The 18,927-nt window shown below is 41.8% G+C and carries 20 protein-coding genes and 10 tRNA genes; 8 read left to right on the forward strand and 22 right to left on the reverse strand.

Going from position 1 to position 18,927, the window contains the following annotated elements:
- Positions 1-213 precede the first annotated feature (213 nt).
- The gene (locus tag HNR53_RS17755) at positions 214-927 is read right to left on the reverse strand and encodes a GntR family transcriptional regulator (RefSeq protein WP_184528498.1); all 714 of its coding nucleotides are present in this window, start codon (positions 925-927) and stop codon (positions 214-216) included.
- Between the two features lie 222 nt (positions 928-1,149).
- On the opposite strand from HNR53_RS17755, the gene HNR53_RS17760 reads away from it, so the two are divergent.
- Positions 1,150-1,734 (forward strand): TetR/AcrR family transcriptional regulator, encoded by a 585-nt coding sequence (locus tag HNR53_RS17760; protein ID WP_377802041.1) that lies wholly within the window; start codon positions 1,150-1,152, stop codon positions 1,732-1,734.
- 105 nt (positions 1,735-1,839) lie between these two features.
- The gene (locus tag HNR53_RS17765) at positions 1,840-3,948 is read left to right on the forward strand and encodes an MMPL family transporter (protein WP_184528502.1); all 2,109 of its coding nucleotides are present in this window, start codon (positions 1,840-1,842) and stop codon (positions 3,946-3,948) included.
- A gap of 78 nt (positions 3,949-4,026) precedes the next feature.
- Here the strand turns inward: HNR53_RS17765 and HNR53_RS17770 are convergent, their stop codons facing one another.
- From HNR53_RS17770 to HNR53_RS17785, 4 genes are all read right to left on the reverse strand, one after another.
- Complete coding sequence (locus HNR53_RS17770; RefSeq protein WP_184528504.1) at positions 4,027-5,286, reverse strand: MFS transporter; 1,260 nt, start codon at positions 5,284-5,286, stop codon at positions 4,027-4,029.
- Positions 5,287-5,631: 345 nt separating this feature from the next.
- Positions 5,632-6,528 carry a LysR family transcriptional regulator gene (locus HNR53_RS17775; RefSeq protein ID WP_184528506.1) on the reverse strand — a complete coding sequence of 299 codons (897 nt, stop codon included), beginning with the start codon at positions 6,526-6,528 and terminating at the stop codon, positions 5,632-5,634.
- Positions 6,529-6,644: 116 nt separating this feature from the next.
- Positions 6,645-8,147 carry a DHA2 family efflux MFS transporter permease subunit gene (locus tag HNR53_RS17780; RefSeq protein WP_184528509.1) on the reverse strand — a complete coding sequence of 501 codons (1,503 nt, stop codon included), beginning with the start codon at positions 8,145-8,147 and terminating at the stop codon, positions 6,645-6,647.
- 427 nt (positions 8,148-8,574) lie between these two features.
- A complete protein-coding gene (locus HNR53_RS17785; protein ID WP_184528511.1) occupies positions 8,575-9,804 on the reverse strand; it encodes a Zn-dependent hydrolase in 1,230 nt (409 codons plus the stop codon).
- Positions 9,805-10,000: 196 nt separating this feature from the next.
- On the opposite strand from HNR53_RS17785, the gene sigY reads away from it, so the two are divergent.
- The 6 genes from sigY to HNR53_RS17815 are packed head-to-tail and all read left to right on the forward strand — an operon-like array spanning position 10,001 to position 12,943.
- Positions 10,001-10,546 (forward strand): RNA polymerase sigma factor SigY, encoded by a 546-nt coding sequence (gene sigY, locus HNR53_RS17790; RefSeq protein ID WP_184528513.1) that lies wholly within the window; start codon positions 10,001-10,003, stop codon positions 10,544-10,546.
- On the forward strand, positions 10,533-10,868 hold the full coding sequence (locus HNR53_RS17795; protein ID WP_184528515.1) for a YxlC family protein: 336 nt from the start codon (positions 10,533-10,535) through the stop codon (positions 10,866-10,868). Before sigY ends, HNR53_RS17795 begins: the two co-directional genes overlap by 14 nt.
- Complete coding sequence (locus HNR53_RS17800) at positions 10,858-11,067, forward strand: transcriptional regulator (RefSeq protein ID WP_184528517.1); 210 nt, start codon at positions 10,858-10,860, stop codon at positions 11,065-11,067. The genes HNR53_RS17795 and HNR53_RS17800 overlap by 11 nt, the downstream gene beginning before the upstream one ends.
- Before the next feature lie 6 nt (positions 11,068-11,073).
- A complete protein-coding gene (locus HNR53_RS17805) occupies positions 11,074-11,265 on the forward strand; it encodes a PLDc N-terminal domain-containing protein (protein ID WP_184528519.1) in 192 nt (63 codons plus the stop codon).
- On the forward strand, positions 11,262-12,170 hold the full coding sequence (locus tag HNR53_RS17810; RefSeq protein ID WP_221452376.1) for an ABC transporter ATP-binding protein: 909 nt from the start codon (positions 11,262-11,264) through the stop codon (positions 12,168-12,170). Before HNR53_RS17805 ends, HNR53_RS17810 begins: the two co-directional genes overlap by 4 nt.
- Complete coding sequence (locus tag HNR53_RS17815) at positions 12,167-12,943, forward strand: ABC transporter permease (RefSeq protein WP_184528521.1); 777 nt, start codon at positions 12,167-12,169, stop codon at positions 12,941-12,943. The genes HNR53_RS17810 and HNR53_RS17815 overlap by 4 nt, the downstream gene beginning before the upstream one ends.
- Before the next feature lie 40 nt (positions 12,944-12,983).
- Here the strand turns inward: HNR53_RS17815 and HNR53_RS17820 are convergent, their stop codons facing one another.
- The 17 genes from HNR53_RS17820 to HNR53_RS17900 form a co-directional block, all read right to left on the reverse strand.
- Positions 12,984-14,168, reverse strand: a complete 1,185-nt coding sequence (locus HNR53_RS17820) for an MFS transporter (protein WP_377802043.1) — start codon at positions 14,166-14,168, stop codon at positions 12,984-12,986.
- Between the two features lie 120 nt (positions 14,169-14,288).
- A complete protein-coding gene (locus HNR53_RS17825) occupies positions 14,289-14,972 on the reverse strand; it encodes a hypothetical protein (RefSeq protein ID WP_184528525.1) in 684 nt (227 codons plus the stop codon).
- Between the two features lie 186 nt (positions 14,973-15,158).
- Entirely contained in the window at positions 15,159-15,536 is a 378-nt protein-coding gene (locus HNR53_RS17830; protein ID WP_184528527.1) for a hypothetical protein, read from the reverse strand.
- Between the two features lie 57 nt (positions 15,537-15,593).
- Positions 15,594-16,187 carry a sugar O-acetyltransferase gene (locus HNR53_RS17835; protein ID WP_281391853.1) on the reverse strand — a complete coding sequence of 198 codons (594 nt, stop codon included), beginning with the start codon at positions 16,185-16,187 and terminating at the stop codon, positions 15,594-15,596.
- Between the two features lie 138 nt (positions 16,188-16,325).
- A complete protein-coding gene (locus tag HNR53_RS17840) occupies positions 16,326-16,616 on the reverse strand; it encodes a helix-turn-helix domain-containing protein (RefSeq protein ID WP_184528532.1) in 291 nt (96 codons plus the stop codon).
- A gap of 161 nt (positions 16,617-16,777) precedes the next feature.
- Complete coding sequence (locus HNR53_RS17845; RefSeq protein ID WP_221452377.1) at positions 16,778-16,975, reverse strand: YgaP family membrane protein; 198 nt, start codon at positions 16,973-16,975, stop codon at positions 16,778-16,780.
- Positions 16,976-17,058: 83 nt separating this feature from the next.
- Positions 17,059-17,733, reverse strand: coding sequence for a Crp/Fnr family transcriptional regulator (locus HNR53_RS17850; RefSeq protein ID WP_184528534.1), 675 nt, complete (start codon positions 17,731-17,733; stop codon positions 17,059-17,061).
- A 227-nt stretch (positions 17,734-17,960) separates the two neighbouring features.
- Positions 17,961-18,035 (reverse strand) — tRNA-Asn (locus tag HNR53_RS17855).
- Between the two features lie 69 nt (positions 18,036-18,104).
- Positions 18,105-18,181: transfer RNA gene (locus HNR53_RS17860), tRNA-Ile, on the reverse strand.
- A gap of 8 nt (positions 18,182-18,189) precedes the next feature.
- Positions 18,190-18,263, reverse strand: a tRNA-Gly gene (locus HNR53_RS17865).
- A gap of 27 nt (positions 18,264-18,290) precedes the next feature.
- A tRNA-Leu gene (locus tag HNR53_RS17870) sits at positions 18,291-18,372 on the reverse strand.
- Positions 18,373-18,379: 7 nt separating this feature from the next.
- Positions 18,380-18,454, reverse strand: a tRNA-Cys gene (locus HNR53_RS17875).
- A gap of 4 nt (positions 18,455-18,458) precedes the next feature.
- Positions 18,459-18,530: transfer RNA gene (locus tag HNR53_RS17880), tRNA-Gln, on the reverse strand.
- A 15-nt stretch (positions 18,531-18,545) separates the two neighbouring features.
- Positions 18,546-18,621 (reverse strand) — tRNA-His (locus tag HNR53_RS17885).
- A 14-nt stretch (positions 18,622-18,635) separates the two neighbouring features.
- Positions 18,636-18,706 (reverse strand) — tRNA-Trp (locus tag HNR53_RS17890).
- A gap of 3 nt (positions 18,707-18,709) precedes the next feature.
- A tRNA-Tyr gene (locus HNR53_RS17895) sits at positions 18,710-18,793 on the reverse strand.
- Positions 18,794-18,829: 36 nt separating this feature from the next.
- Positions 18,830-18,905, reverse strand: a tRNA-Phe gene (locus HNR53_RS17900).
- Between the last annotated feature and the right edge of the window lie 22 nt (positions 18,906-18,927).

An 18,927-nucleotide genomic window follows, 5' to 3' on the forward strand; every position in this document is an offset into this window, starting at 1 on the left:
TGTCTTTATGCAGGAGACATTGAGTTATTTAATTTCATATTTTGATGGTTTTCTGTCATCAGCCGAGAGTATCCTCCCTCTTTGCATGCAAAAAAGTACCCTATAGAATAGACCATTTTAGTATCTGCTCTATAGGGTACTTTTACTCATATAAACACACTTCTATTGCCAGGCTTGTACAATGCCCTCCCGCCGCCTATGTTAAAAACGGCACTAATGCACATGCACCTGATTGGATAGATCAAAATAACTAATATAAGGACTTTCAGGCTTATAAAACTGCTCCCATAGCTCCGTCGGTTTCATAATATGGTTGTATAAAACTTGTTCAACTTGATCAATTTCTTTATTTTCAATAATTCGCAAAATAATTTTATGTTCTGTAAACGCCTTATGATAGCTATATTCCATTTCAGCCAAAACACGCACACGATTATAATGTGTGCTTAATCTTGTAATAGCTTCCCAGACATGTTCTTTTCCAATCCCTTGAAAAAGAATTTTATGAAACTGAGTATCCAGCTTATGGAAGTCAATGACTTCCGATTTGTCAGCTACACTCTCTTCTTGAAGCACGATATTCCTTCTAAGCTCACGAAGCTGCTCCTTAGGGAAAGACAGGCAAGCTGTTTTCATTACTTCCCTCTCCAGCGTATAGCGCATAAAAGCCGCTTCCTCTAATAACCGCGGGTTATTCTTTGAAACATAGGAACCTACTTGAGGATACACTTCTACTAAATGTTCCTCCCGTAATTTTCCTATTACCTCTCTAATGGGAGTTCGTGAAATATGCAATGCTTCGGCCAGTTCTACTTCGCTAATGGCTTGACCTGGTTTTAACTCCAGCGACATAATTTTATCTTTAATAACTCTATAGGAGTACTCTTTATTATTTTCTCCAGGATGTTTTCTCGCTCCTTTTATCATCTATGCTGCCCTCCTACACATGTAATTGATAAGCTTCTTCAATTATGTTAAACAATTCACAATTATATATACTAGTATTCTAGCACGGAAACGTTTTCAGTTCAATGTCTTTTATCATCGTTTAACAACGTTCATTATCTTTTTCCAGCAGATTTAATGCTATAATAAATTCTATAATTTGTATCAGCTGTATATGTTCAATCATACGGCAGAATAGTTGAGGTGGGCGGGTTGCCAAGAGAGCGGAAGTTTTCTTTAAAAGAGTTATTCAAAGCAACGAAGGAATTGCTACTCATCAATGGCTATGAAGGTTTTACTTTTAGTCTGTTAGCAGAAAGATTACATGTATCCAGAGGAACGATTTACAAGTATTACGAAAACAAGGATGAACTGATCAGCGACTATATGATTAATGACATGCATCTTTTTTTAAATGATTTAAAGGCGATTGAACAGTATCGGGAATTTTCAGAGCAGTTTGATTTCCTGCTTAACACCATTTTGGAACGGAAGGAAATCAACCAAATGATCTTGATTTTTGCCCAAATTCCAAACCATACCACGGAAAAGGCTAAACGAAATCAGGAAGTTCTCTTCCAGCTTCATCAGGATATGTATCGCTATTTACAAAGCTTTATTGAGTTAGGTAAAAAAGAAGAAAAACTGAAATCACACCTTCCCGACGGTCTCATTTTAGGTTTTATTTTCCAATCAGTCGCCATTCCAAATCATTTTGGCATTACGCATGCAGAATGGGTTCAATCTATTAAAGAGATGATTAAAGATGGAATGTTTAATCATCTTTAAAATTGACACAAAGGTCTTTCTATTTGATAATAGCGATAGTGACACTACTGTCACTATCGAAAGTGGCTTTACAAATAACTCCAATTACGCGAAAGGAAATGAGCGATGAAAACCATATTGAATTTCATTACTGATCGGGTAGCTACAAAAAAGGGAATGTGGATGACTCTTATTGTATGGCTGTTAGCCGCTGGTCTTTTAGGTGCCTTTGCACCAAGCGCCAAGGATTATGAAGTAACAACGATTGACTCTCTGCCTAAAGATGCTCAATCGGTCATTGCCCAAAATAAGGTAGATCAGTATTTTCCAGATAATGACGGCACTCCGGCGCTGCTTGTTTTTCAGGCCGATGAAGGTAAATTAAAACTTCAAGATATAACACAATTCTTCAAAGAAATAGAAGAGGAAAAGATTGATGGAGTAGAACAAACCGTTCCTTTAGCAGCACTGCCTCCACAGGCAGCAGCAGGCTTCTTTTCAGAAGATAAAACAACGGCTGTGATTCCATTGACTTTTGCCGAAGGATTAGAAGCGAAGGATTTGCGGGATAGACTGGAGCAGATTCAGAAATTAGCCGAGGGTTCAGATACATGGACCTTGTTCGTCACCGGACCTGCAGGCATTGCGGTTGATTCCCTTAATTTATTCTCAAGAGCCGATGTCGTTCTTATTATGTCAACAGTAGGATTAATTCTTCTCTTACTTGTTGTCATATACCGGTCACCGCTGCTTGCTCTTATCCCGCTTCTGGCAGCAACGTTTGTGTATGAAGTGGTGAATCAAGCCCTTGGTTTAATGGGAAAAGCAGGATTGCTATTAAGCAATCAGACGATATCGATTATGATGATTCTTCTTTTTGCGGCCGTGATCGATTACAGTTTATTCGTCTTTTCCCGCTTCCGTGAAGAATTAAAGCATCATGCAGATAAATATGAGGCCATGAAATATGCGATGCGTGAAACCGGGATGCCTGTATTCTTTTCCGGCGGGACGGTTTTAGCGGCCATGCTTGTTTTATTTTTCGCCAACTTCGGTGACTACCGCAACTTTGCCCCAACCTTTGGCACGACCATGGCAATTATTATGATTGCGTCTGTCACACTGATTCCTGCCTTGTTTACTCTTTTTGGCCGGAGATCATTTTGGCCGAAGATCCCAAGGGTTGGCGATGTGACGGTAAAAAGCAATTCCTTCTGGAGTAAAATTGCCCGTTTTGTTGTAAAAAAACCGGGACTTTCAGCGGCGATCATGGGGATCATCCTTCTCCTATCGGCAAGTAATTTATTTAACTTAACCTATGAGTTCGATACGATGAAATCCTTCCCTGCTGATATGCAGTCGAGACAGGGATATGAAATATTAGAAGAAAAGTTTGCTAAAGGGGACCTAGCTCCGACCACTGTCATATTTGAAGGAGAAAAGGAGCTATCAGTTGATGACCAAGAAAGACTGATGCAAGAACTATCTGATCAGCCTTTAGTTAACAATGTCCGTTTAAACAGAATGAGCGAAGATGCAAATGTTCTCAGTTTAAACCTGACGTTCAAGGAAAGTCCTTATTCCATCAACACAATGGATGCATTGGAAGATATCCGCAATGATTCCGACAAAATTGTCAAAGAGAGCGGTCTGAGCGGCAGCCTTCATTTTGCCGGCGAAACAGCGAAAAAGGCAGATGAACGTTCTGTTAATGATCGCGACTTGATCGTCATCGTCCTGCTGGAAACACTGTTAATTTTAGTATTGTTATTCATCCTAACCAAGTCCATTAAGATGCCAATTTATATGATGGGGACGATTTTGCTTTCATTCCTGGCCGCGTTAGGTCTGGGTATGTTCTTAACCAACTTATTCTTTGATATCAGCACGATCAGTGACCGGGTTCCGCTTTATTCGTTTGTCTTCCTTGTAGCGCTTGGCATTGACTATAATATTATTCTCATTTCAAGATACCAGGAAGAACGGAAAAAACATTCAGTCAAGGAAGCGGCTGAAATTGCCGTCGCCAATACAGGCGGGGTAATTTCCTCTGCCGGGCTTATCCTGGCCGCAACCTTCGCGGTCCTGATGACACAGCCTATTGAATTATTGTTTGTCTTCGGCTTTATTGTCGCGGTCGGCATCTTGCTTGATACTTTCTTCATCCGGGGTATCCTGCTGCCAGCCCTTATTGTATTGCTGGAAAAGGATAAAAAAGCAAAAGAAACAGCATAAGGTAAAGGGCAGGGGAAATTCCCCCGCCCTTTTTTATTTAGCCGGAGTTTTGCCTCCGGCTGCATTAAGAATTTAGTTTTAATCCTCTAATTGAAGTTGTTCTGTTGCTTGTGTTTCCGTTTTTAAATTATACAGCGGCAAAATGACAAGCACTCCAATAATGAACAAAATGGCCGCTGTTTCAAAGGTAAACACTAAGGAGAACTCCCTTTTCATGATACCTGCCGCGCTCATTGTTAAAACCATTCCCCCTGTAAACAACGGCATGAGAATCCCATTCACCCTGCCGATAAAATCAGCCTCTGTTTTCTGCATAATGAACGTATTGATTCCAATTTGAATGCAAGGCAGCATTAGTCCATTTATAAATTCCGCCCCTAATGTAAGCCACAGATTGGTTGAAAACCCCATGACCGCTATACCAATAGCATTAATAAACATACCATAAATGAGAAGCTTTTGCGGGGCAGCATTTCTGGCGAATGCCATCACCACGCCGCCGCCGATAATCATCCCAACTCCGTTAACTGTGAGGAGCCACTGCAGATTTTCCTTCGCCAGCCCTAACTGTTCAGTAACAAGGAAAATGGATAGCGGCTGAATAAAGCCAAGTCCAAGTCCTGCCGCTAAAAAACAAAAACCTAACAGGCTCAACTCTCTCTTTTTTAAAACGTAGGCTACTCCTGCCTTCATTTCCTCCCATAATGTTGTTGGAGCGGCATCTCCCTCCAGCACCCGATCTTTTGGCAGAAATGCCAGGGATGCAGCGGAAAGCAAAAAGGCGGCGCCCGTAACGGCGATTGATATTTCAATTCCGAATGACTGAAAAGCAAAGGTTCCTAAGATAGGACCAAACACCATAAACACAGCGAACAAAGTTTGGTAAACCGACATCGCTGACTGTATCTGTCCCTCCGGCAGATGGAGTTTAAATAGCTTTAACCCGGAAGGCTGGGAGAATTGCGATAGAATCGCTGATATCAGCATGGCAAAAAAGACGGTATGCCAGTTTCCGAAATGAAGCGTAATTAGCACGATGAAAATAGACAGGGCACTTAAGATATCGCACCAAACCATTGTCCTCTTTGGACGCCAGCGGTCAGCAAAGGTCCCTCCGATAAAGGAAAAGATAAACATCGGGGCAAACTCAGCTACGGAAATCATAGAAACAGCAAATGGATCACCATTCGTCTTCTCCATAACAAACAATAAAACAGCAAAGTTTCTTACCCAGATTCCTATTTGTAAAAATAAACCTGACATGATAATCGCTTGAAAAACCCGGCTGTGGAATAAACTTGGACTATCCTTCACACTCTCTGCTGTATTTTTCTCCAAAACAAAAACCTCCTGTGTAATTTCTAATTTCTGGACAGGAGGCAGTACAATACAAAGGCCAAAGCTAATTATCCCCAACAAAAGGGAACAATGATCTCATGGTTTTGTAAAAAATCATGTACAACTTAATCCTATCCAGAAAAAATAATCATTTGAAACGATTGATTTCTTTGCAGCATAGGATTAAATCATCATTGTTTCACGTTCACCCTTCCGTTTTTTTTGATAATATCATATTAAAGGTAACAACATATGAAATCAAGAAATTTCACCAACACTAAACGAACTATTTACGAAGAGCCAGTGGGTCATGCCTGCGGCCGTTAGATCGCTTAAATCTCTTTATTATTTACTGTACATGCCGATGACATGGTTGCGGAACAGTCCAACTGATGGCGGCAGAGTTGTATTGTTGAGCCAGGCAATGCCAATTGTGCGATGGCAGTACGGCTGAGAGATCGAGACTTGCTTTACTCTATCAGAAGAAACCCCATGAAAGGCAGGGATAATTGTGACACCCAGACCGGCTGAAACAAGACCTGCTAATGTCGGTACATCTTCTCCTTCGAATCTGATCCGCGGCATAAACCCGGTCTGCTCACAGAAGCCATCTATGACATCCCGCATCCCAAGTCCCCTCTTAAAGGCAATAAAGTTTTCCTGTGATAACTCACTAAGAGCGACGGAGTCCCTTCCAGCCAGAGGATGATGTGCTGGTACATACAAAAACAATTCTTCATCAAACAGCTTATGCCACATAATTTTCGCGGTGTCCTTTATCTGTGGGATTAAACATAAATCAACTTCCCGGCTTAGCAGCTGCTCCATGCTGGCGATAATATTATTCTGATATAGACGTATCTCTACGTCTGGGTATTTTTCGTTAAAATCTCTAATCATATCCGGGACAATCTTAATCCCTAATATTTGTAAAAAGGCGATTGAAACCGTACCTGTGTATGGATTCTTTAACTGGTTAAGTTCTTCTACACCAATCGCTATCTCATTCAAGCCATTTTCAACGCGCCGCAAAAATAACTGACCAAACTTATTTAACTTAACAGAGCGGCCAGTCCGATCAAACAGCGGTGTGCCTAATTCTTCTTCCAGCTTTGTCATCGAGCGGCTTAAAGCAGGCTGGGAAATAGATAAAATTTCGGCCGCCTTGCGGAAATGTTCTGTTTTTGCCACAACGCGAAAATATTCTAACTGCTGCCACTCCATTCTCATCACTCTCTTCATTCATCTTTCCCTTTATTATAGCTCAACTTTTACGATCCAAAGTTAATAAAAAAGAGAGAAATCGCCTTTTAACGATCTCTCTCCTATTTAAAGATAGTCCCCGCAAAGATCAGGGATTAATTTTCCGCTAATTTCGCCCGGCTTTCTGTGGCAGAGGGTCTGCCGCTTTTATCCTCCGCCTGCGTGGCTCGTTTCATAAAGAAAGACAGGACAAGAGCCCCAGCTGTTATAAAGGTGGCAACTAAAAAGGCAAAATTAATCCCTTCCAGCATCGCCTGCATCGCAATGTGCTGCTGGACTCCTGCTGTTTGCTGTCCAGCCGCTTCTGTCAACAGCCTTACTGAAGCAGATTCTGTCCGTATCGTCATAATGGTGACCAGCAAAGCTGTACCGATAGCACCGGAAACCTGATTCAAGGTATTGTTCATCGCAGTTCCATGCGGGTAAAAACGGGTTGGCAGTTCATTTAAGCCATTCGTCGATACCGGCATAAAGATTAACGCCATTCCGAGCATCCTTAAGGCATGTAATACGATTAATGAAGTGTATGACGTTTCGAATGTTAATTGGCTAAAAAAGTATGTGGCGACCGTTGTGATCGTTAAACCAATAACTGCTAAAACCCGGCCTCCGTATTTGTCAAACAGCCTTCCTGTTATCGGTGATAAAAAGGCATTCAAGACAGCTCCCGGCAGGAGCATTAATCCTGTATCCATCGGGGAAATACCTCGTATTGCCTGGGCATAAATCGGCAGCATTAAAAAGCCGGAAAACAGCGCCATGTTTAAAATCATAATGATAATCGATGCCAAGGTAAATGACGGAAATTTAAAGACAGCAAAACTCAGCATCGGTTCTTCTAGTTTCGACTGGCGTAATATGAATAAGGTTAACGTGATAACCCCGATCATTAAGGACAAATATACTTGCGGACTGCCCCAGCCTGCATTGCCGGCTGAGCTGAATCCGTAAAGAAGGCCGCCAAAACCTAAACTCGATAATACAACTGACAGGAGGTCGAGACGAATATCGACTTTTTCCTTTTTATCCTTTAATAAAAAGAATCCAATCAGAAAAATAAGCAGTGAGATAGGAGCGATGAACATAAACAGCATTCTCCAGCTATAATGCTCGACAATCCAGCCGGATAAAGTAGGACCGATTGCCGGAGCGAACATGATGATAAGACCGAAAACCCCCATCGCTGTTCCTCTCTTTTCAATTGGAAAGCTTACGAGCATAACATTCATCAGCACCGGCATCATGATGGCTGCACCAGCTGCCTGAACTACCCTTGCTGCTAAAAGGAGTGGAAATATATGAGCGATGCCGCCAATAATTGTTCCAATCGTAAATAATCCCATTGCTGCTAAAAATAAGTGGCGAACCGAGTACTTTTGAATCAAAAACGCGGTCGTTGGAATCATAATTCCGCTCACTAACATAAAGACCGTTGACAGCCATTGAACCGTTGCCGTGTTGACATGTAAGTCGGTCATGATAGATGGAAGGGCAACATTTAATAACGTGTTATTCAAAAAGGTGATAAAAGCTCCAACCATTAAAACAGCCAACAATCCATAAGGCGGGCGGGTAGTTTTTTTCACTGTATGGTCCATTCGCGTTCCTCCTTTATACATTAAGTACATATATTTATACTATTGTTTTAATGAGTCATAACGCCTATCTTAAACGATAAAAATCAATTATGCAATGAAAATAAATAGGCTGTTTCTTCCATATAAATGTGAACGATATATTGTTTAATAAGTAGAAAAAATCAGCCACTTTTATCGCTGTCATTTAGTGTGTGCAAATCAAGAGAATAATAATAACAACAAAAAGAGAACCGGAAGGCTGTCCCTAAAAAACAACTCCCGGTTCCACTTACCTTCATTTAATTAAACGTTTGATTAAGAGACTATCTTCTAAACGTCCCGTTTCCTATACAGCTTTTATATTTCACAATAAGTCCCAGATGATGAGAGGAGATTGGACCTTTATTTCTTAATATTCAGTGAAAAATTCCAGAGCTGCCCCTGTACCTCACTTTGCATAGTGAAGAACAGCCTGCTCCAGGACATCAATCCCCTTAAGGACAACATCCATTGGAGTATATTCATTTGGATGATGGCTGAGACCATCCACGGAAGGAATGAAAATCAGGCCCGTCGGACATAGTCTTGCCATATTCATCGCATCATGTCCGGCCCCGCTCGGCATTACCTCATACGGGAGGTCTTTCTCTTCGCATATCCTTTTCAATGTGTCGACAACGTCAGCATGAAGCAGGACCGGCTCTTCTGAACTGATTTCGAGACTTTGAACTTCCAGCTGTCTCTTCTCTTTGACTGCAGCTATCACTTCATGCAGTTCATCCAGCACTCTCTTTCTTGATGCAAGAGAAGTTGAACGAATATCCACCTTCATTTCCACTTCGCCGGGAATGACGTTCATGGCGCCGCTCTCAATGTTCATTACCCCGACCGTAGCAACCGTTCCATTCTCCTGCTCGCGAATTGCCGCCTGTTCCAGTGCTAAAGCGATCTCGGATGCCCCTAAGAGAGCGTCTTTCCTCATATTCATCGGGGTCGTACCGGAATGTGATGCCTTCCCGATGATTTTAAAAATAAACCGCTCCGGTGCCGCGATGCCAGTCACAACGCCGATCTTTTTCTCATTGTTGATTAAAATTGGTCCCTGCTCAATATGCAGCTCAAAAAAGGCCTTAAATTCCTCATCTTTCCTGCTGGCATCATCAATACTGTTAAAATCAAGAGCACATAACGCGAAGGCTTTCTCCAGGGTGATTCCATCTCGATCTCTTAAATGGCGATACTTCTCCTTATCGATCACACCTGCCATGGCCTTACTGCCAACGGTAGAGACCCCGAAACGGGCGGATTCCTCGCAGGCAAAGGAAATAATTTCAATCGGATGATCCGTTTCAATTCCTTTTTCATTTAAGCGTTTAATGACTTCGAGTGCTGCTGTAACTCCCACTGCCCCGTCATATTTTCCGCCTGAATAAACCGTATCTAAATGGGAGCCCATCGCAACAGGCGGGAGTCCCTTTATTCTGCCTTCTCTTCTGGCAATAACGTTCCCGCATGAATCCATACGGATATCTAAATTTTCAGATTTGCACATCCGCATAAAAGCATGGGTACAGGTTTGTTCTTCATTTGAATAGGCAACTCTTGTAATCCCCTTATCGCCTGAATTATATTGATTGATTTTATCAAAAAGGAGTTGATATCTTTCCTTGCTGCCCATGCTAATGCCTCCAATTCTGTTTTTCTTAGTTTATATGTAAGTTTAAATAGAATTTAGCAAAAGTTCAATTATGAACGACAGCAAAAGCGATTTTTCAGTCGAACAGCGTTAAGATTAACTTTTTTTAAAAAATAATGAACGATATGATAAATGAGAGCGTCCTATAAGTGAACGAAGAGGAAAGGGGGCATCTAAGGTGGAAAATGCTGATGACAGAGACCTGATTATAAAGGCAATAGCAGGCAGCGATGATGCATTTACGGAGCTTTTTCAGCGCTATTATTCCTTTTTATATAAATACCTGTTAAAGCTGACCCTGAATGAAGAGACGAGCCGGGATTTAGCCCAGGAGACAATGATAAAATGTTATTCGAACCTTTCTTCTTTTAAAGGTACGGGGAAATTCTCTACCTGGATGATTTCGATTGCCTCCCGCCTTTATATCGATTCCATAAGAAAAAAACAACGTGAAGAAAAAAGAATTAGTAAAATCATTCATCACATGTCACGGCAGTTAAGCTGGAAAGCCCAAAATAAGGGCTTGGAATGGAGCGATTCATTCACAGATTTCAATCAGCTTGAGGCTGATATTAGAATCCCTATTCTTCTGCGTCACTACTACGGCTATACGTACGAGGAAATCAGCGTCATGCTTGGCATCAAAACAGGAACAGTAAAATCACGGGTTCACACTGGAATCAACAGGCTGAAAAAGGAGTGGAATGACGATGACCAATCATAAAGATGCAAAAGATAAACTTTTATCGCGGCTGCAAATTGATTGGAAGCAGCTGGATCAGCTCGGATCACAGCCTGCCCCCGGCAAGGCATCGATCAAGGAACAACTCGCGATGGCGAAGGCCGAGAAAAGAAAGGCTTTTTATAAAGAGCTCTCGCTGTTCATTACTTTTGCCCTGCTGATCCTGACTGTCCTGATAACGATTGTTTTTAAGGCACCGCAAATATTTATCTGGACTCAGGTTTTGTCCCTGGTAGCCGCTCCAATTATTTTCCTTGTGTTAAACAAGAGAAGGGCAAAGGAGGCTGACTTTTATGAGCGATAAAGAACTATTTCTTCTGCTTCTGCCGGTGCTTATTCCCGTCCTGCTCACACAGAGCATCCTCCTTTTTATTGACGCCAAAAAGAAGGGAAGCTATCCATGGTTTTGGGGAATTTGGGGGCTGATCCAAGTGCCGACACCAACCTTGTGTTATCTCTTATTTGTCGTATGGCCTTATAAAAGAAAACAAAAAAGGAGCTGAAAAGACATGCCAGACCTGAATTGGGCACTCATTGCCCCTCTTATCGTATTGCAGCTTATCTTAGCCGTCTTCGCCTTAGTGAACTGCATCAAGCAGGAAAAAACGAACGGTCCGAAATGGATGTGGATATTAATCATTCTCTCTGTTAATTTAATCGGTCCTATCCTCTATTTTGTTATCGGGAGGAAAAACTCATGAGGGAAAACATATTGTTACAAGTGAATGAGTTAACCAAAACCTATGGGCAGCACCAGGCTGTGAAACAGTTATCCTTTCAAATTGAAAAGGGAAAATGCATTGCCATCATTGGTCCGAATGGTGCCGGAAAAACAACCACACTGCACATGCTGGCCGGTCTTCTGACACCCTCTTCCGGCACCATTCTCTTTCCCGGCAGCAAGAAAAAGGATTACCGCCAGTTAATCGGCTTTTTACCGCAGCATCCTGCCTTTTTTTCCTGGATGACAGCTAAGGAGTTCCTACAGTTTGCCGGCAGGCTCTCACATCTAACGAAAGCGCAGCTGACCGCCAAAATTGACGAAACGCTGGCATTCGTCAGTCTCCTCGATGTGAAAAATAAGAAAATCGGCGGCTTTTCCGGAGGAATGAAACAAAGACTAGGGCTTGCTCAAGCACTGATCCATGACCCTGAACTCCTCATTCTTGATGAACCGGTATCAGCCCTTGATCCAAACGGCAGAAGGGATGTACTGAAAATGCTTCAGGCACTGAAAGCACGGATGACGATCCTTTTCTCCACACATGTGCTGCACGATGCGGAACAGGTCTGTGATTCCGTCATTATGTTAAAGGAAGGGAAAATCAAGTGGAACGGCAGCTTAACCGAGCTTAAATATAACCAGTCCGCTTCGGCCATTAAAATCAGGACAACAGAACCACTGGAACACCGCTTTGACGGTATGCCAAAACTAGCCCATATCGAATACCAAGATTTACACACCGCCGTTCTTTACTTTGATGAACCTTCTTTTGATAAACGCCTTCTTTTAACAAGAATAATAGAAAACAAACTGAATCTGCTCCATTTTGAACATTTACAGGATTCGCTCGAAGATGCCTATTTGAAGGTGATGAATCAATGAGTAATTTTATAACGCTTTTTCAAAAAGAATTAAAAGAAGCCTTACGGAGCGGGAGATGGATCTGGCTGCCCATTGCCTTTGCCATTCTTGGTATTTCCCAGCCGCTCTCTAGCTATTACATGCCGCAAATCCTTGAAAGTGCAGGTAATCTCCCTGAAGGGGCCGTCATTGAAATTCCAACTCCCACTGGTGAGGAGGTTTTAGCGGCAACACTCAGTCAATTTGGGACAGTCGGTACATTGCTGCTCGTGATCGCCTTCATGGGAGCAATATGTACTGAACGGCAAAATGGAACATTGGCGCTGGTTATGGTTCGCCCGGTGAGTCCCTTGCAGTATATTGCGAGCAAGTGGTTTTCGCAAATATTGCTCACTCTTGTCTCCTTCCTCTTCAGCTATGGATTGACCTGGTATTATACAAATTTGCTCTTTCATACCGTGCCATGGGAAAGAGTGCTTGCGAGTTTTGCTCTTTATAGTTTATGGCTCCTCTTCATTCTCTCAGTCACGATGTTGATCGGGACATGGCTGAAGGCCGCAAGCGGCATTGCCGGACTGAGTATTTTGATATTAGGCGGCCTTTCTGTTTTATCAGGACTTTTCACAAAATATACTCAGTGGAGCCCTTCCAATATCAAAACGCAGGTATCTGCAGTGCTGATGCAGGGGGAAATCGCTGAAAATGGGGTACTTATCATCTGTACAACCATTATCTTGTCTTTGCTATTTGTTGCGATCGCAACGATTAATTTTCGCCGTTTTGAACAATTTTAGGATCAGGAAAAGCACGGGAATTGTTCATCCCGTGCTTTATTCACCCTGCAGATGGAGCTTCATGTTTTGCCCCTGCTCTCCAAAACACAGAGATCACAATCCCTATTATTAATACAACAGAGGAAAAATAAAACGGATAGTTCAAATTCATATCAAATAAAGCGCCGCCGACAACAGGACCAAAAATATTTCCTAGACTGGTGAACATCGAGTTCATTCCACCGACGTAGCCCTGCTCATTGCCGGCAACTTTTGATAAGTATGTTGTCAGTGCAGGACGGATTAAGTCAAAGCCGATAAATAAGATACAGGAGATTACCATAATCGCCATATATGTATTTACAGCCGTTGTTGCAAGAGTCAGGACGACAGACACTGCGAGACAGTATCGCGTCAGTGCGATTTCCCCAATCCTTTTTGTTAAACGATCAAAAAGGAATAATTGGGCGATTGCTCCAAGCAGCCCTCCCCCCGTAACCATGATGGCGATATCCTTCGGTGTCAAACTGAATTTATGGTCCACAAATAAACTAAACAGCGATTCGAAGGAAGCCAAGCCAAAGCTAAAAATAAGAATTAAGAAAAAGGCTGCGGCATACATAGGATGAAACATCTTGCGCATCCCAGCCTTCAAGCCTGGCTTCTCGGCCTGTTGTTTCTCATCTGATTCTTTTCTAGCAGGTTCCTTCAAGAAAAATAGTGAAACGATCGCTGCAGCAACGCCAAATACAGCTGCGGCAAAAAAGGGCAGCCGAATGCTAATCTCCCCTAAAAAGCCCCCAAGTCCCGGTCCGATAATGAACCCCGTGTTAATAGCCGCTGACATATAGCCAAGCGCTTTTGACCTTTCGCTTTTTGATGTAATATCCGCTAAAAAGGCAGTAACAGCAGGCATAATAAAAGCAGCACTGAAACCGCCAAGTATCCGGGAACTAAATAAAACGGTCACACTTCTTCCAAGACCGAATAATGCCTCGGAAAAGGCAAAAATAATTAATCCAATAAGAATCATTGGCTTACGCCCGTAAAGGTCGACCCACTTTCCTGCAATGGGGGAAATGATCATTTGAGCCATTGCATAAGCCGCGACTAAATAACCGAAAGTCGAACCGCTGAGACCAAGCTCATTCATAATCGTTGGCATGACCGGAATGACAAGCCCGATCCCTAAAAAGGCGATAAATAAATTTCCAAGCAGAATACTTAAAGTGAGTTTATAATTAATTTCCTTCAAACTGCATGCTCCTCATTAAAGATGCCACATCAGATTCATTCCCTATCCTACTTATTCTTACAATATTATCGTTGAAAAAGCAAAGGATGCATAGGTAATCCTATGCATCGCTTAGAATTCTTCTACCCAATCATCTTCCATCATGGGTTCCTGATTAACATAATATTGAACATTAACAAATGCATGCTTTAAACCGCATTCCTTTTTTACAAAAATTAAAAGCTTGGGATAGGCCTTTTCATCCTCTGCTTTCTTTTTACGCTCAATCGGAACGTAGATTTGCGGCTTAAATTTATAATCTTTATAACTTCCAGGTTGATTAGGATCAATATTATAGGCATTTATCTGTCTTTCATCGAAATATACGTATAAGTCGGCAGCCTCACCAAATTGTTCCGTGATAAACGGCCGGAGATCATTGCCTAAATCCTTCGTCCATTTCATTGCCACATAGTTATCTTCCATTTTCCCTGTTTGATTATTATGAAAGACCAGAAATTCAACATTATTCACTTCATCCCGAACCATACCTGCATAACTGTATAACGTGTCCGTGTCATTTGATTCGAACGCAATATCATAGATTGTGTAATGCCCGCCGGTAAAAACAGTGTTCAAATATTCCTGAGCCTGCTCGCGAGTCTCTTCTTCCCTTTCCGGAATCGGATCATAAGTCCCCTTCATTCTATCAATAAACGTGACATCTGACATGGCAAAGTAGAGATACACATAGCCAATTCCCAATAAAACAAGAACAGTGCCTCCTATTACCGCAAACGTTTTCAATATTTTCATATCATCTCCCCCTTATATTGAGGTGATTCCTTTCTTCACTTTCATTTTACCATTGCCGCTATATTTAAATAGTGAGTGATTTGTGAATTAGAAGACGCTAAACAATCCTGCTGTTACGGTAATCATCAGCATTCCATAATAAAGAGACGGTTCGTGATGATGTTAGATCAAACCGCCTCTGCTTCTTTATTCAATTTGCCATGATAGGGTGAAATTGCCTTTATGTTTTTTGCCCACTGCCTGAAGCTTATATTTACCCGGCTTATCAATCACTGCTGTACCTCCTGGCTCCAAAACGGCGGTCGTTTCCCCACTGGAGTCTAACACCTCTGCCGTCAGTTCACCCTTTTCAGTATTGACCGAAAAAGTAACAGTAAGGGTTTCTCCCTCCTCAAGCTTTACATGTTTAAAATAATTCCCCGTAAAGCTGCTGTAATTTCCTCGCATATCATTCTCTGTAATTTCAATGTCCCCCACAGTGATCACACGGGAGCCACCCGAACAGCCAGCTAAAACGGCCAGGATCAGCAGCATGAGCAAAAAAATTCCCCGCTTCTTAAGCACCTTTATCCCCCTCTTCTTCTGTCCCCTGCTTCCCATTGTTCCAAGGGAAACCTTACTTCAAACTTTCAGGTTTCTAAAATATTTATCTCTGTCATCATCTGTAATGGCTTTGAGTACCCTGCAGGGATTGCCCGCTGCTACTACATTTGACGGAATATCCTTCGTTACAACACTGCCGGAACCAATGACAACATTACTGCCAATAGTAATCCCCGGATTGACAATCACACCGCCGCCAAGCCAAACATTATCTCCAATGGTAATCGGAAAGGCATACTCAATTCCCTTGTTCCGTGGTTCATAATGAATTGGATGCCCTGCCGTATAAAGACCGACATTCGGCGCGAGCAGAACATTATCTCCAATCGTTACCGGAGCACAGTCTAAAACAGTACAGTTATAATTCGCATAAAAATTCTCGCCTATCGATATGTTATACCCATAGTCACAACGAAAAGGCGGTTCAATATAGAATAGCTTCGGCACCCTTCCCAGCAAATTTTCAAGTAATTTATTGCGTTTTTCAACTTCACCCGGATTTAAGGAGTTGAATTCAAATAATACTTCTTTTGCATACTGGCGCTCCTTAAAAAGCTCTTCATCAAAGGCGAGATAGGGCTGTCCGCTCAGCATCTTTTCCTTTTCAATCATCAAGCAAAACCTTCCTTCAGCATTTTTCTATCAATAATATATTGTGTGTTTTTTTCTGAAGGATATTTACAAAAATAAGTAACGCTATGTTTAGGCACCAGCATCCCCAATTGTATGTATACTGAACTTGCTGCATGTTTAATCACTCATATTAAAAAGCCATTCGCGTACCTTCTCTTTTGCATAATACGTCTTCCCGTTTATCGAAATATGAGGAATATCCGAATGCGCTTTCATTAATTCCCTCACATCTTCCTTTGTAATGCCTAAATATTGATGCAACTCGTTTGCCTTTATTAATTCCTGTTCATCATTTTCTAATGATTCAAATTCGTTTTTAGAGCCTGGATTTTTTATATTCTTAAAAAAACCCTCACAAAGAAAATAAACTGCCACAGCAAGTCCAATTCCTATTGTCAAGAACCCCATTTTCAACCTCCTTTAATATAAAAATCAGTTCACTAATTATATACGAATGATAAATGGCTTTGGTCTCACTTTTTTCAATTTATTTCGATAATTAAAGTGACTATCCTGCAAACGCAAAAAAGTGCCCGAACTTTCATCAGGCACTTTAGCAAACGATTGTATTAGTGTTTTCTACATGTATTGACTTTAAAGATTGGATATAAAGGACAAAATTTAATAATTGCTGTAAGCAGTAAGACAATACCAAGCAGACTGATATATTTCATTCCTCCATCCAGAATGAAATATAAGGATAATAACACAAACCCCAAGATAACTCTAATGATTCGATCGACTGTTCCAACATTGGCTTTCACCATCGCCAGCTCCTTTCCCCTTTATAATAATGGTAACGTTTACACCCTTATCATAAGCAAAGCCGGCTGCATTTTCAGTGACTAAGTCACATATCATCTCTATATTCTGATAATTTTTCTTCTAATTTAATACGGTCCATGACTTTAATTTTCCCTCGCAGCAGATGAATGGTCCCGTCTTTTTCCAGTCCCTTAAGATTGCGGCTGATAACCTCTCGAGCCGTGCCAAGCTGAACAGCCAATGCCTCATGTGTCATTTTAATCGTATCTCCGTTATCCCGCGTATTTTTCAGCAAGTACTCTATTACTCTTTCATCTATTTTATGAAAAATAATTTCATCAACCAGCATCATGACATCCAGCAGCCGGCTGGATAATAATTTAAACACGAACTGCTGCAAACCAATATTAATCGACATCATTGATTTAAACTGTGGTGATGTTAAAAAAATAGCCTCAGTATCTTCCTCCGCCATAGCCGTTGCCGGGTAAGACAACGAAGAAAGGATACTGGAAATCGTAAGAATACATGAATCTCCGCGGGTAATTCGGTATAAAATAATTTCCCTGCCATTTTTCCCAACTTTCGATACACGGATGGAACCATTCAAAATAAATGCCACACCGCTGCACTCGTCCCCTTCATCAAAGATAACAGTACCTTTTGGAATCCTCTTCTTCACTAATCCACCCGACTCCATATGCTTGTCAGCGAAAAATCCAAAAACATCTTCTGAATGATGTGATGTGAATATTCCCATTTGTATCCCTTCCTTTTAAAAAACAAGCTCCCTTAAACCATCATACACCATACCAACTTGATAAAATCCATTTACATAGAAAAAAACCCTCTAATTCTATTTTTATAGATTTAGAAGGTAATATGACTGCTAAGATTAAGTTGCCGCTCCAATGAGCAGTAGAAAATCCTACGATATGTATAGAAAAAATTCTTATCATGCAATTATGTATTTCACTATAAAAGAAATGGCTCCGCAGGTAGGATTCGAACCTACGACCGTTCGGTTAACAGCCGAATGCTCTACCACTGAGCTACTGCGGAAAATAAAATGGTATTTACCAATATATATTGCACTAAATAGAATAGTAATCTGTGCAACAAAATATCATATGGTGGGCCTAAATGGACTCGAACCATCGACCTCACGCTTATCAGGCGTGCGCTCTAACCAGCTGAGCTATAGGCCCATATTATATGGAGCGGGTGATGGGAATCGAACCCACGACAACAGCTTGGAAGGCTGTAGTTTTACCACTAAACTACACCCGCAAATGATGAATTTAGTACTCTGACGAATACCGGTGGTCGGGGTCGAACCGACACTCCAAAAGGAACACGATTTTGAGTCGTGCGCGTCTGCCAATTCCGCCACACCGGCTAAACATTGGAGGCGGCAACCGGATTCGAACCGGTGGATAAAGGTTTTGCAGACCTTGGCCTTACCACTTGGCTATGCCGCCATAACTGGGCTAGAAGGACTCGAACCTTCGAATGACGGAATCAAAATCCGTTGCCTTACCGCTTGGCTATAGCCCAACAATAGAAATAAAATGGGGCGGCTGATGGGGATCGAACCCACGAATGTCGGAACCACAATCCGATGTGTTAACCACTTCACCACAGCCGCCATAATACTACAAACAGGGGTAGTAGGAATTGAACCCACACCGAAGGTTTTGGAGACCTTTGTTCTACCTTTAAACTATACCCCTAAATGGTGGAGGGGGACGGATTCGAACCGCCGAACCCAAAGGAACGGATTTACAGTCCGTCGCGTTTAGCCACTTCGCTACCCCTCCATGTACCCTATTTCTAATAAGGGTATACACATAAAATGGTGGCTCAGGACGGAATCGAACCGCCGACACATGGATTTTCAGTCCATTGCTCTACCGACTGAGCTACTGAGCCGTATTAAATTAAGAACCCTACA

Origin of the sequence: Bacillus benzoevorans (genome assembly GCF_014207535.1) — a bacterium.
Classification (GTDB): Bacteria; Bacillota; Bacilli; order Bacillales; family Cytobacillaceae; genus Bacillus_BD; species Bacillus_BD benzoevorans.

Excerpts from the sequence above, each read along its gene's own strand:
- HNR53_RS17755 (WP_184528498.1), bottom strand. The coding sequence starts at position 927 with ATGATAAAAGGAGCGAGAAAACATCCTGGAGAAAATAATAAAGAGTAC.
- HNR53_RS17765 (WP_184528502.1), top strand. The coding sequence starts at position 1,840 with ATGAAAACCATATTGAATTTCATTACTGATCGGGTAGCTACAAAAAAG.
- HNR53_RS17775 (WP_184528506.1), bottom strand. The coding sequence starts at position 6,528 with ATGAAGAGAGTGATGAGAATGGAGTGGCAGCAGTTAGAATATTTTCGC.
- HNR53_RS17780 (WP_184528509.1), bottom strand. The coding sequence starts at position 8,147 with ATGGACCATACAGTGAAAAAAACTACCCGCCCGCCTTATGGATTGTTG.
- HNR53_RS17785 (WP_184528511.1), bottom strand. The coding sequence starts at position 9,804 with ATGGGCAGCAAGGAAAGATATCAACTCCTTTTTGATAAAATCAATCAA.
- HNR53_RS17795 (WP_184528515.1), top strand. The coding sequence starts at position 10,533 with ATGACCAATCATAAAGATGCAAAAGATAAACTTTTATCGCGGCTGCAA.
- HNR53_RS17800 (WP_184528517.1), top strand. The coding sequence starts at position 10,858 with ATGAGCGATAAAGAACTATTTCTTCTGCTTCTGCCGGTGCTTATTCCC.
- HNR53_RS17805 (WP_184528519.1), top strand. The coding sequence starts at position 11,074 with ATGCCAGACCTGAATTGGGCACTCATTGCCCCTCTTATCGTATTGCAG.
- HNR53_RS17810 (WP_221452376.1), top strand. The coding sequence starts at position 11,262 with ATGAGGGAAAACATATTGTTACAAGTGAATGAGTTAACCAAAACCTAT.
- HNR53_RS17815 (WP_184528521.1), top strand. The coding sequence starts at position 12,167 with ATGAGTAATTTTATAACGCTTTTTCAAAAAGAATTAAAAGAAGCCTTA.
- HNR53_RS17825 (WP_184528525.1), bottom strand. The coding sequence starts at position 14,972 with ATGAAAATATTGAAAACGTTTGCGGTAATAGGAGGCACTGTTCTTGTT.
- HNR53_RS17835 (WP_281391853.1), bottom strand. The coding sequence starts at position 16,187 with ATGATTGAAAAGGAAAAGATGCTGAGCGGACAGCCCTATCTCGCCTTT.
- HNR53_RS17840 (WP_184528532.1), bottom strand. The coding sequence starts at position 16,616 with ATGGGGTTCTTGACAATAGGAATTGGACTTGCTGTGGCAGTTTATTTT.
- HNR53_RS17845 (WP_221452377.1), bottom strand. The coding sequence starts at position 16,975 with ATGGTGAAAGCCAATGTTGGAACAGTCGATCGAATCATTAGAGTTATC.
- HNR53_RS17850 (WP_184528534.1), bottom strand. The coding sequence starts at position 17,733 with ATGGGAATATTCACATCACATCATTCAGAAGATGTTTTTGGATTTTTC.